The sequence below is a fragment of the Streptomyces sp. NBC_00271 genome (assembly GCF_036178845.1).
Lineage (GTDB): Bacteria > Actinomycetota > Actinomycetes > Streptomycetales > Streptomycetaceae > Streptomyces.
In genome coordinates this window covers 8,493,514-8,506,290 of the sequence record NZ_CP108070.1, presented here as the reverse complement: position 1 = coordinate 8,506,290, position 12,777 = coordinate 8,493,514, and the positions used below count along the sequence as shown (strand labels likewise).

General features: G+C 69.5%; 5 protein-coding genes and 1 pseudogene. 2 read left to right on the top strand and 4 right to left on the bottom strand.

Annotation, left to right across the window (positions count from 1 at the left end):
• Positions 1-307 precede the first annotated feature (307 nt).
• From OG798_RS38465 to OG798_RS38450, 4 genes and pseudogenes are all read right to left on the bottom strand, one after another.
• Positions 308-475 (bottom strand): annotated as a pseudogene (locus OG798_RS38465) (cellulose binding domain-containing protein); the annotation flags it as partial.
• A 380-nt stretch (positions 476-855) separates the two neighbouring features.
• Positions 856-2,067 (bottom strand): RNA-guided endonuclease InsQ/TnpB family protein, encoded by a 1,212-nt coding sequence (locus tag OG798_RS38460; RefSeq protein ID WP_267063032.1) that lies wholly within the window; start codon positions 2,065-2,067, stop codon positions 856-858.
• A 409-nt stretch (positions 2,068-2,476) separates the two neighbouring features.
• Complete coding sequence (locus OG798_RS38455) at positions 2,477-4,027, bottom strand: sensor histidine kinase (protein WP_267063031.1); 1,551 nt, start codon at positions 4,025-4,027, stop codon at positions 2,477-2,479.
• Positions 4,024-4,710, bottom strand: a complete 687-nt coding sequence (locus OG798_RS38450) for a response regulator transcription factor (protein ID WP_120987411.1) — start codon at positions 4,708-4,710, stop codon at positions 4,024-4,026. The genes OG798_RS38455 and OG798_RS38450 overlap by 4 nt, the downstream gene beginning before the upstream one ends.
• Positions 4,711-5,104: 394 nt before the next feature.
• On the opposite strand from OG798_RS38450, the gene OG798_RS38445 reads away from it, so the two are divergent.
• A complete protein-coding gene (locus OG798_RS38445) occupies positions 5,105-8,773 on the top strand; it encodes a S8 family peptidase (RefSeq protein WP_328758451.1) in 3,669 nt (1,222 codons plus the stop codon).
• Positions 8,774-9,063: 290 nt separating this feature from the next.
• On the top strand, positions 9,064-12,726 hold the full coding sequence (locus tag OG798_RS38440) for a S8 family peptidase (RefSeq protein ID WP_267063028.1): 3,663 nt from the start codon (positions 9,064-9,066) through the stop codon (positions 12,724-12,726).
• Positions 12,727-12,777 lie beyond the last annotated feature (51 nt).

Genomic DNA, 12,777 nt, shown 5'->3' with positions numbered 1-12,777 from the left:
GCGCCACGGGTACCACGGAAGACCGCGTGCGACCCCACAGGCACGCTCGGCGCACACCCCTATGGCGCAACACGCCCCCGGCATCCCCTCAACTCGCTTGACATCGTTGTCGGTTGGGGCGGTAGAGTCATGTACAGACCATCAGACAACGTTGTCGCACACCTCGGTCGTCACAAGCCACGCTCCCCCAAACTCTCGGCTTCGCTCGAGCAGGGGGACCCCCAACCCGGGCGGCAACCCCCCTCGCCCGCCCGGGCTCGCGGACCGGGTGAGTTCCACACCACCCACCCGGTCCGCCCAGAGCCCGTCAACCGACCTGGCAGGGAAGCACGGTCGCGGGATCACCGCCGGAGCCCGAGACGACGTACCCGAAGGTCGCGCTCTTCCCGGGATCCAACCCGCCGTTCCAGTCGGCGTTGTGCACCATCACGTCCTGGCCGCTGTAGGTCGCGTTGCCGTTCCAGAGGCTGACGACCGACGTTCATGACAGCTTCGGGCATGACGAGCAGACCCTTCGCTCGATGTCGCGAGAATGTGAGGTGAGGCGGGAGCGGCTCCCGGCGGGTTCCGGTCCGCCACATGGGAGCGCTCCCACCTCATTCGGACGTTAGCGCGCACAACCACCTCTGTAAACGCTTCACGTGTAAGCGCTTCACACACGAGGGCCGCACCCCCTGACAATGGGTGCGGCCCTCGCCATGGCCGCGCACTCCCCGGTGTCGAGCTCGGTCACCGTCGCTGGATCCCTTCGTCGTGGGCACGTCCATGGCGGACGGCCGGGCGCGCACGTGGGGCAGCAACCTGAGGCGAACGCCAACTACCCGTCGCTAAAGCGACGGGCTTGCACAACGGGCGTCACTGGGTGTGAAGCTGCGTTTGCGTCCAGCCCCACTCCGAGGGTGTTCGGGGTGCGGCAGGGGCCGTTGACGGGACCCCGCGTCGCCACAACTCCCAGGCGCGTGTCCGGATGTTGCGGGAGCTGTTCCGGTCCGCGTGATCAACGAATCCGCAGTTCCGGCACGCGAACCAGGCCTGGGAGACCCGGTTCGCCTTGTCCACGTGCCCACACTCGGCGCAGGTGCGCGAGGTGTACGCCGGATCGACGTGCACCACCGGAACCCCCGCCTTGCGGGCCTTGTATGCAATGAACACTCCTAGCTGACGGAAGGACCAGGAGGAGTGGGTGGCTCGTTGGGGCCTGCGAAGCCGTACCCGTTCGCGGATGCCTGTGAGGTCTTCCAGGGCGATTCCGCGACCGGTGCGTTCTGCCTCGGCCACCACGTGTTTGGCGATCTTGTGGTTGATGTCCTTGGCCCGCCGCGCCTCCTTGCGCCTGCGCTTCTTCAGGCGGCGTTTCGCGGACGGGGTGTTCTTCTTCTGCAGTTTGGTGCGCAGGCCGCGCTCGCGCAGGCGGGTGCGGTTGAGCTCGCGTCCGGCCATGATCTCGCCGTCGGACGTGGTCGCGATGTTCACGATGCCCAGGTCGATCCCGAGGAAGTCCACCGGATCGGTGTGGAGCGGCGCTTCAGGGACCTCACAGGTGGCGTTGAGGAACCACATGCCGTCCCGCTCCAGCAGGTCCGACTCGCCCTTGCGGTACAGGGCCAACGTGGCCAGCTGCTCCACCGACGCGGTGAACGCCACGTTCTTCACCCGGCCGCTGGTGGTCCAGATGGACACCGTCCGATCCGGGATCTGCCAGGACAGCATGCGGTCGTCGTAGGGCTGCGCGCCCCGGGGGCGGAAGGCGATCGGCTTCTCGGCGGCCTTGCGGTAACGGCGCGAGCCGGGCCTGCCGAGGTTCCCGGCCCTCAGGTTCGCCTTCAGCGTGGTGTAGGCGTCACACACTTTCTTGATCGAATGCTGCGCGGCCTGCGCACCGAGATTCCAGCGGGATTTGACCGCATCGTAGGTGTGCTTGCGCAAGGCGAAGTTCTTGAACTCCCCGCACTCGAAAGCGATCTCACTCACCCACGTTGCGGCCTCGTTGCAGGCGTGAAGGGTCGCCTCGAGTGCCGCCGCCTGTTTCGGTGTCGGCTCCAGCTTGACCTGCACGACCAGCTTCACGATCACCGATCGTATGCACCCGTACGAGACACCACCACACGTTCGGGGCCGTTCATCACATGGAGTGACTCATCCAGCCACGCGTTCGCACTACCTGGCTCCGCCGGAGAAGGCGCCCAGCCGCTCCGCACCGCAGTCACGGGGATGTGTTTCCTCCCGGGCCTCAACGCCCGGGGTTCCTCGCAAGAATTCGCTGAAGTGCGGGGAGGGAAAGCCCGGCGCGAGGACAACGAACCGCTCCCTTCCGGCCGCCGGGGCGCGCCGCTGTCGCGTCACCCGTGCATGGCGCGCACCTCGATCTGACGCCTGCGAACGTATGCCGCCGCCGAAGAGAGTGTCAACAATTCCGTTGACCTTCATGGTGGGTACACAGGGGCGGTCAAGAAGGTGCTGAAGAAGGTGCTGGGGATCAGGCCGACGCGGGTGCCCGAGTGGCTGCCGGGTCCGGGGTCCTGGCGCCTTCGGCCGGGGGCAGTTCGAGCGTGAACTCCGTACGGCCCGGGGCGCTCTCCACGCGGATGCGACCGCCGTGGGCGACGGTGACCGCCTCGACGATGGCGAGTCCGAGGCCGGAGCCGCCCTCCGTGGGGCCGCCGCGGGCGCGCGAGACATCGCCGCGTGTGAAGCGTTCGAAGACCGACGGGAGCAGGTGCTGCGGGATGCCCGGACCGTCGTCGCGGACACGGATCACGCAGGCCGCTTCCGTGGCCTCCACCGAGGCGATCACGGTCGTGCCGGCGGGTGTGTGCACACGGGCGTTGGCCAACAGGTTGGCCACCACCTGGTGCAGCCGTGCCTCGTCGCCGACGACCAGGGCCGGGGTGTCCAGCAACAGCGCCAGCTGCCAGTTGTGGGTGTCCCCGGCGGCCCGCGCGTCCCACACCGCCTCGGCGACCAGTGCCGCGAGGTCCACCTCGGCCGCGTGCAGCGGCCGGCCCTCGTCCAGCCGGGCGAGCAGCAGCAGGTCCTCTACGAGGCCGGTCATCCGGGCCGACTCGGCGGAGACCCGGCGCCAGGCCAGGGTCGGTTCGATCCACTCGGTGCCGCGGTTCATCAGTTCCGCGTATCCGGCGATGGAGGCGAGAGGTGTACGGAGTTCATGACTGGCGTCGGCGAGGAAGCGGCGCATGCGTTCCTCGCTGCGGCGCATCTCCTCCTCGCCGCGCTGGCGTTCGGCGAGCGAGGACTCCACGTGGTCGATCATGCGGTTGAGGGCGGCACCGACCTGGCCGGCCTCGCTGCCGGGGTCGGTGTCGCGTTCGGGGACGCGGGTCAGGGCGGTGACCTCGCCGTGGCCCAGCGGGGAGCGGGAGACCTCGACGGCGGTGGCGGCGACCCGTCCGAGGGGGCGCAGTTGGCGCCGTATGACGACCGCGCAGACGCAGCCCGCGGCGGTGAGGCCGACGGCGGCCACCACACCCTCGACCGCGACCAGCCGGCCGATCATGTCCTGTACGTCGCCCATGGGGAGCCCGGTGAGCACGGGGACGCCGTCGCCGCCGAGGGCGGTCACACGGTAGCTGCCGAGGCCCGGGACGGTACGGGTGTGCAGGGAGCCGTCGGTGGTGATGCCGTCGAGGGCGGCGCGCTGGACGGCGGTGAGGATTTGCCGGCCGCCGTCGTGGGTGACGACCTCGGCGGCGAGGATGTCACCGCCCTCGTCGAACCGGGCGGCGAGCGTGCCGACGGCCTGTCCCCGTTCGTTGAGGAACCCCAGGTCCGTGTCGTCGCCGCTGCGGCGCTGGAGGCCGCCCTGGCTGCGCTCGGCGGCGTCGGTGACGCGCTGGTCCAGGTTGCCGAGCAGGTAAGAGCGTTGGGCGAAGACGGTGGTGAGGGCCATCGCGGCGCAGACGGCGACGAGGGTGGCGCTGATGAAGAGCAGCAGCCGCGTGCGCAGCGAACGTCCGGCCCGCGCCGTGGGTCGGGAGCGTCCGGGGAGCCGGGTCCGTCGGAGGTTCATCTCCCGTCCTCCACCGGGCGGATCGCGTACCCCACTCCGCGCACGGTGTGGATCATCGGGGTCCGCCCCTTGTCGATCTTCCGGCGCAGGCTGGAGATGTAGACCTCGACGAGGTTGCCGCCGCCGTCGAAGGAGTTGCTCCACACGTGGTCGAGGATCTGGGCCTTGCTCAGCACCTGACGCGGGTGGCCGAGCAGCAGGCCGAGCAGGTCGAACTCCTTGGCGGTGAGCTGGATCGGCGTACCGTCGCGGCGCACTTCGCGGGTCTCCTCGCTCAGGACGAGATCACCGAGCACCAGGACGGAGTCGTCGGCCCGGAGCGGTTCGGCGCCGGCCCTGCGCAGCAGTCCGCGCAGCCGCAGGACGACCTCCTCCAGGGAGAAGGGCTTGGTCACGTAGTCATCGGCGCCCGAGGACAGGCCGTCGATGCGGTGCTCCAGCGCGTCGCGCGCGGTCAGCATGAGGACGGGCAGTCTCGGGTTCTCGTACCGCAGCCTGCGCAGCACCTGGATCCCGTCGAGGTCGGGCAGCATCCCGTCGAGCACGACCGCGTGCGGGGCGCAGCCGCGGGCGGCGCGCAGGGCGCTGTGCCCGTCGGCGACCGGGTAGGGCCGCCAGCCCGCCTCGGTGACGGCCACGGACAGCAGTTCGGTGAGTGCGGGTTCGTCGTCGACGATCAGCACGCGGACACGGGGCCGCTCGCCGCCGTCACGTCCGCCGCGGAGGCGCTCGCCCCCGTCGCGCTCGCCGCGCACGCGGACGTCGTCGCTGCGGACACGCTCACCGGGGACGCGGTGGCCACCGATGGGGTCGCCGGGGGCGCGTGTGGCGTGGAGACGTTCGCTTCGGGTGCCAGACATATGACGATCCTGTCCCGGTTCGCTGGGAGAACCCTGTGTTCCGACTTTGCCGCAGCCGTGCGAAGGGCCTCGTGGGAGGACCCGGCGGTCCTCAACCCCGGTGGCCGAAGGGGGCGTTGGCACGGCCCGGCCACAGGAATCCCTTGAGCCCCTTCGCGCTCGGCCCGCACGCTGGTCCAGACCTCACCAGGTCTCTCAAGGGGAGGAAAGCCCACAGATGCGAAGACTCCACGCCCTCTGGGCCATGGCAGGCGCCGCCGCTCTGCTCGCGGGTGCCGTCGCGCCCTCGGCAGCGGCCCCGACCCCCTCGTCGAACCCCTCATCGGGCGCGGCGCAGGGCAGTACCCGGACCGTCACCCTCATCACCGGAGACACGGTCTCCCTCACCGGCGGCGCGGATGGGAAGTACGCCGTCGACGTCCGGCACGGCAAGGGCCGCGAAGGCGTCAACTTCGTGACCACCGAGCAGAAGGGCGAGGTCAGCGTCACACCCGACGATGCGATCCCGCTCGTCCAGGCGGGCCGCCTCGACCCGGCCCTCTTCAACATCAGCCAACTCGTCGAGCAGGGATACGCCGACGAGAAGACCGGCGCCATCCCGCTGATCGCCACCTACGAGAAGGGCGCCGAGACCCCCGAGGGCGCGCGCCGGACGCGCGCCCTGCCGGGTATCGGCGGCGCCGCGCTGAGCGCGAAGAAGTCGACCGCGTCGACCACGTTCTGGGCGGACATCGCCCCGGCCCCCGGCACCTCCCCCACCGCGCGGGCCGCCCGGCGGCTCGGCGACGGCCTCGACAAGCTGTGGCTGGACGCCAAGGTCTCGGCGTCCCTCGACGTCAGCGTCCCGCAGATCGGCGCTCCCGACGTGTGGAAGGCCGGTTTCGACGGCAAGGGCGTCAAGATCGCCGTCCTGGACACCGGCGTGGACACCGGACACCCGGACCTCGCGGGCAGGATCGCGGAGTCCGAGAGCTTCGTACCCGACGAAGGGATACAGGACGGATTCGGCCATGGAACGCACGTGGCATCCACCCTCGTCGGCTCGGGCGCGGCCTCCGGCGGCCGGTACAAGGGCGTGGCGCCGGGCGCGGAACTGGCGGTCGGCAAGGTACTCGACGACACCGGACACGGCCAGGAGTCGTGGATCATCGCGGGCATGGAGTGGGCCGCCCACTCCGGCGCGAAGGTCGTGTCGATGTCCCTGGGCGGTACGGCGTCCGGCCCGTCGGATCCGCTGAGCGAGACGGTGGACCGGCTCTCGGCGTCCACCGGAGCCCTGTTCGTCATCGCGGCGGGCAACGCGGGTCCCTCCGACCAGACCGTTGGCACGCCGGGCATCGCCGACTCGGCGCTGACCGTGGGCGCGGTGGACAAGTCGGACCACCTGGCGTCCTTCTCCAGCCGTGGCCCGCGCCTGGGCGACTCGGCGATCAAGCCGGAGATCACCGCCCCGGGCGTGAACATCACCGCGGCCCGCGCCTCCGGCACCTCCATGGGCACGCCGGTCGACGACCACTACACGACCGCGAGCGGTACGTCGATGGCGACCCCGCACGTGGCGGGCACGGCGGCGCTGGTGGCACAGGCGCATCCGGACTGGACGGGCGAGCAGATCAAGGCGGATCTGGCCAGTACCGCCAAGACGCAGTCGGACGCGGACGTCTACCAGCAGGGCGACGGCCGGGTGGACGCGGTCCGGGCGGTCGAGCAGGGCGTCTTCGGGACCTCGACGCTGAGCTTCGGCACGTACGACGACGATGCCACCGGCATCGACAGCAAGGACATCACGTACACCAACACCACCGACAAGGCGGTGGAGTTGAAGCTCGCCTCGACCCTGGCCGAGGCCGCGCCCGGCGCCGGTTCGGTGACCGTGCCCGCGCACAGCACCGCCACCGTCCCGGTCTCCGTCGATCCCACGAAGGAGGACCAGGGCCGGTACTCGGGTCACGTCACGGCGAGCGGCGACGGCGCCCTGGTCACCACGGGCGTCGGCTTCGAGAAGGCTCCGAAGGCGTTCGAGCTGAAGGTGAACCTGATCGGCCGCGACGGACAGCCGATCACCGGGTCCGCGCTGTACACCATGCAGGAGTTGAACGGCGCGATCTCCAACCAGTACGGATTCATGACCGCCGTCAACACCTGGCAGGTCCCGGCCGGCACGTACTCCATCGGGACCTGGATCTACGACCGCGACGGGGGCGGCGTGGCCATCGGTACCTCGGTCGTCGGCGATCCCGAGATCAAGGTCGACGGGGACACCACGATCACCCTCGACGCCCGCAAGGCGGTGGAGATCAAGCCGAAGACGAGGGAGGACTCCGAGTCCAAGGGCTTCACCACCTCCTGGCACCGCGAAGGGCCGGGCAGCTCCTTCGGGATGTCCTACGGCCAGGGCTGGTGGACCAAGCACATCTACGTGGCGCCGACCAAGCCGGTCACTCGGGGCAGCTTCGAGTTCTACTCCAAGTTCCGCCTGTACGCGAAGGAGTTGACGGCGAGCGTCGTCGGCCCGGAGAAGCTTCCGCTGTCGATGTACTACTCGCAGACGTACAACGACTTCCCGACGAAGATCAGCGGTAGCCACACCGTGCGGGCGGTCGACGCGGGCGGCGGCACCGCGGCCGACTTCGCGGGGCTCGACGTCAAGGGCAAGGTGGCGGTGGTCGGGCTCGGCGCGACCGAGCGGTCGGATGCCGCCCTGGCCAACGCGACCGCGGCCGGGGCCGGTTATCTCATCACCTACCGCAAGACACCCGGCTTCTGGCTCGAAGCCGTGGACCACGCGACCACCGTGCCCCTCGTGATCGCCACCGGCGAGGAGGGCGCCAAGCTCACCAGCCTGCTGCGGACCGGCAAGAAGGTCACACTGAAGCTGGGCGGCACGCCGGTCAGTCCGTACGTCTACAACGTGCTGTTCGCGCAGAAGGGCGCCGTCTCCGCGAACCAGACGTACCGCGTCGACAGCTCCAACACCGTGAAGCGGACGGCCCGTTACTACGCGGGCGCGGCCGGCGAGATGGGCTACGACACCGCTTACACGTTCCGCCCCTATCAGCTCTTCTCCGCCGACAGCGGCGAGTACATGCAACTCGGTACCTCGCGCACCGAGTACTACAACGTCGACCCCGACACCCGCACCTGGCATGTCGTCTACCCCGACTGGCGGGCGAGCAAGGGCCAGTGGAGTCCGCTGCGGACCTTCGACAAGGCGGGCACGGAAGCCGCCGAGGACTGGCTGCGCCAGGTCGTCCGCCCAGTGAGCAGCGAGGAGTACGGACCCTCGCAGCGCACCGGTGACCAACTCACCATGTCCGTGCCAGAGTTCGGTGATTCCACGATTGGCCACTACGGATACGTGGACGGCACGCAGGACACCGCGAAGGGCAAGCTGTACGCGGACGGACAGCTGGTCGGCGACTCGCTCATCGGCGGGTACGGCGTCTTCACCGTCCCGGCGGCGCAGACCTCGTACCGCTTCGTGCTCGACGCCCAGCGCAGGGCCGACTGGGCGCGGTACTCGACCAGCACGCACACCGAGTGGTCCTTCGCCTCGGCGCACACGACCACGCAGACGGCGCTGCCGGTGCTCTCCGTCGACTACGACCTGCACGGGCTCGATCTACTCAACCGCGCCGAGGCCAGGAAGAAGACGAAGCTCGGACTCTCCCTCCGGGACCAGGCGGGGAGCGTCAAGGCCGGTTCGCTGAAGGCCTGGGTGTCGTACGACGACGGCGCGTCCTGGAAGGGGGTGCTGGTCCGCCACGGCCGGGCGGAGATCAGGCACCCGAAGGGAGCGGAGTTCGTGTCGCTGCGGGTGCTGGCCTCCGACAGTGCCGGAAACCAGATCGACCAGACCGTGCTGCGGGCCTATGGCCTGAAGTAGACCAACGCACACACCCGTGCAACAGGCCTGACGAGAAGGACCCCTGCCGCGAGCCGCTGGTTCGCGGTGGGGGTCTTCGCCTTCGACGGACGCCTCTGCCGGACCCGCGACTGCCGGTGCCGCGGCTGCCGGTGCCGCAGCCGTCCGAGCGGCGCCCTGTTCGCCAACTCCCGTGACCGAAGAGGGCATTGGCACTGCCCGGCCACAGGAATCCCTTGAGCCTCTTCTCCCCCGGCCCGCACAGTGGTCCAGACCTCACCAGGTCTTTCAAGGGAAGGAAAAGCCCACAGATGCGAAGACTCCACGCCCTCTGGGCCATGGCAGGCGCCGCCGCTCTGCTCGCGGGTGCGATCGCCCCCTCGGCAGCGGCCCCGACCCCCTCGCCCGACGCCCCACCGGGCACGGCGCAGGGCAGCACCCGGACCGTCACCCTCATCACCGGCGACACCGTGTCGCTCACCGCCGGACCGGACGGGAAGTACGCCGTCGACGTCCAGCGCGGCAAGGGCCGAGAGGCCGCCACATTCCTGTCGAGCGAGCGCGACGGCGAGATCAGTGTCCTGCCGGCGGACGCGATCCCGCTGGTGAAGGCGGGCCGTCTCGACCCGGCCCTGTTCAACGTCACCCAGCTGGTGAAGCAGGGATACGCGGACGCGAAGACCGGCACCACCCCGGTGATCGCGACGTACAAGAGCGGCAGCGCGATCCCCGACGGCGCACGCCGGACGCTCAAGCTGCCCGCGATCGACGGGGCCGCGCTGAGCGCGAAGAAGTCGACCTCCTTCTGGGCCGACATCGCCCCCGCTCTCGGCACCCAACCGAGCACCAAGGCCGCCAGGCAACTCGGCGAGGGCATCGACAAGATCTGGCTCGACGGCAAGGTACAGGCGTCCCTCGACGTCAGCGTGCCGCAGATCGGCGCACCCGAGGTGTGGAAGTCGGGCTACGACGGCAAGGGCGTCGACGTCGCGGTCCTGGACACCGGCGTGGACACCGGGCACCCGGATCTGGCGGGCAAGATCGCCGAGACGCAGAGCTTCGTACCGGGCGAGACGGTGCAGGACGGTCACGGTCACGGCACCCATGTGGCGTCCACGATCGTCGGCTCGGGCGCGGCCTCGGACGGCAAGCGCAAGGGCGTGGCACCGGGCGCGCAACTGCGCGTCGGCAAGGTGCTCGACAACACCGGCCACGGCCAGGACTCCTGGATCATCGCGGGCATGGAGTGGGCGGCCACATCCGGCGCGAAGATCGTGTCGATGTCGCTGGGCGGTGACGCCACCGGCCCCTCCGACATCCTGAGCGAGACCGTCGACAAGCTGTCCGAGTCCACCGGCATCCTCTTCGTGATCGCGGCGGGCAACTCCGGCCCGTCCGAGCAGACCGTCGGCACCCCGGGCATCGCCGACTCCGCGCTGACAGTGGGCGCCGTGGACAAGTCCGACAAGCTGGCCTCGTTCTCCAGCCGCGGTCCGCGTGCCGGTGATTACGCGGTCAAGCCGGAGATCACCGCGCCCGGCGTGGCCATCACCGCGGCCCGCGCCGCGGGCACCAGCATGCCTGGTGGTACGCCGGTCGACGACTACTACACGACCGCGAGCGGTACGTCGATGGCCACCCCGCATGTCGCGGGCGCCGCGGCGCTGGTCGCCCAGGCCCACCCCGACTGGACGGGCCAACAGATCAAGCAGGCGCTGGCGACCACGGCGAAGACCATGCCGGACGCCGACGTCTTCGAGCAGGGCGACGGCCGGGTCGACGCCGTACGGGCCGTCAACCAGGGCGTCTTCGCGACGCCGACGCTGAGCTTCGGCAAGTACGAGGAAACCGACACCGAGGCCGCCGACAAGGACATCACGTACACCAACACCACCGACAAAGCGGTGGAGTTGAAGGTGTCCTCGTCACTTCGCGACGCCACACCGAACGCGGACACGGTGACCGTCCCGGCGAAGGGCACCGCCACCGTCGCGGTCACGGTCGACCCGGCGAAGGAGGCGACGGGCCGGTACACGGGCCACATCACCGCGAGCGCCGACGGCGTCCTCGTCACCACGGCCATCGGCTTCGAGAAGCTGCCGAAGACCTACGACCTGAAGGTGTCGCTGCTGGGCCGTGACGGCAAGCCGACCAAGTCTTCGTCGATCTTCATGCTGCAGGAGCTGAACGGCGCGTATCCCGACACCTACGGGTTCATCGGCAGCGGCTACATCTTCAAGGTGCCGGCCGGTACGTACTCCACGGCGTCCTGGATCTCGCAGCGGGACGCGGCCGGACTGGAGGTCAACACCTCGGTCGTCGGCGATCCGGAGATCAAGGTCGACCGTGACACCGAGGTCGTCCTCGACGCCCGCAAGGCGGTCGAGATCAAGCCGAAGACCAAGGAGGACTCCGAGTTCCAGGGCTTCAGCACCAACTGGCACCGGGAAGGCCCGGGCACTGCCTTCGGGGTGACCTACAGCCAGGGCTGGTGGACCGACCACATCTATGTGGCGCCCACCGAGAAGGTCACCCAGGGCATGTTCGAGTTCTCCTCGAAGTTCCGGCTGTACGCCAAGGAGCTGACGGCGAGCGTCACCGGCCCGGAGAAGTACGCGCTGCCCCTCGACTACGCGCAGACGTACAGCGGCCTCCCCGTGAAGGTCAGCGGTGATCACACGGTGCGGGCGGTGGACGCGGGCGCCGGAACCGCTGCCGACTTCAAGGGACTCGACGTCAAGGGCAAGGTGGCGGTCGTCCGGGTGGGCGCCGGTGCGACGGCGGACGAGGCGCTGGCCAACGCGACCGCGGCCGGGGCCGGTTACGTCCTCGCCTACCGCGAGACGCCCGGATACTGGCTCGGCTCCGTGCAGAGCATGACTGTCCCGCTGATGCTCGCCACCGGCGAGGACGGCGCGAAGCTCGGCGCCCTGCTGAAGAGCGGGAAGAAGGTCAAGCTGAAGCTGGCCGGCACTCCGGTCAGTCCGTATGTGTACAACGTGATGTTCCCGCAGGTGGGAGCCGTCTCGGCGAACCAGACGTACAACCTGGACAGCTCCAACACGGTGAAGCAGACGGTTCGTTACCGCGGGACCGGGGCCGGGGATGTCGGCAAGGACGCCGTGTACCGGTACCGCCCCTGGCAGAGTGCCGACATCGCGACCACCACCAACGTGCGGCTCGGCACGGAGCGCACCGAGTACTACAACGTCTCCGACAACCGGATCTGGCACGCCGTCTATCCCAACTGGAAGGCGAACCAGCCTCAGTGGGGTCCCGTGCGGACCTTCGACAAGGCGGGCAAGCAGCCCACCGAGGACTGGCTGGGCCAGGTCGTCCGCCCGGCAACCGCTCAGCAGTCCGGCCTCTCCCAACGCACCGGTGACAAACTCACCTTCCGTATCCCGGAGTTGAGCGATGCCACACCGGGCCACTACGGATACGCGGACAACGTTCTGGACACCGCGAAGGGCAAGCTGTACGCGGACGGGCAACTGATCGGCGACACCGCACTCGGCGGCTACGGCACGTTCACCGCGCCGGCGGCGAAGTCCTCGTACCGCCTCGTGGTCGACACGCAGCGCACGGCCGACTGGGCGACGTACTCCACCGCCACCCACACCGAATGGACCTTCGCCTCGGCGCACACGGACCAGCAGACGGCGCTCGGGCTGCTCTCGGTCGACTACGACGTGGCCGGGCTCGACCTTCTCAACAGCGCTGAGGCCGGACACACGTCGAAGCTCGGCCTCTCCGTCCGGAACCAGTCGGGCGGCGTCACCGCCAGCTCCCTGAAGGCCTGGGTCTCGTACGACGACGGCACCTCGTGGAAGGAAGTGAAGGTCAAGCACGGCAAGGCGGAGCTGAAGCACCCGAAGAAGGGCGCCCGGTTCGTGTCGCTGCGGGTGCTGGCCTCCGACACCGCCGGAAACCAGGTCGACCAGACCGTGCTGCGGGCGTATGGCCTGAAGTAGGCCTGAAACAGGATCACTGCTCACAGCGGTGCAACAGGCTTAACAAAGATC

Coding starts and splice junctions, on each gene's coding strand:
- OG798_RS38455 (WP_267063031.1), bottom strand. CDS start 4,027: ATGAACCTCCGACGGACCCGGCTCCCCGGACGCTCCCGACCCACGGCG.
- OG798_RS38445 (WP_328758451.1), top strand. CDS start 5,105: ATGCGAAGACTCCACGCCCTCTGGGCCATGGCAGGCGCCGCCGCTCTG.
- OG798_RS38440 (WP_267063028.1), top strand. CDS start 9,064: ATGCGAAGACTCCACGCCCTCTGGGCCATGGCAGGCGCCGCCGCTCTG.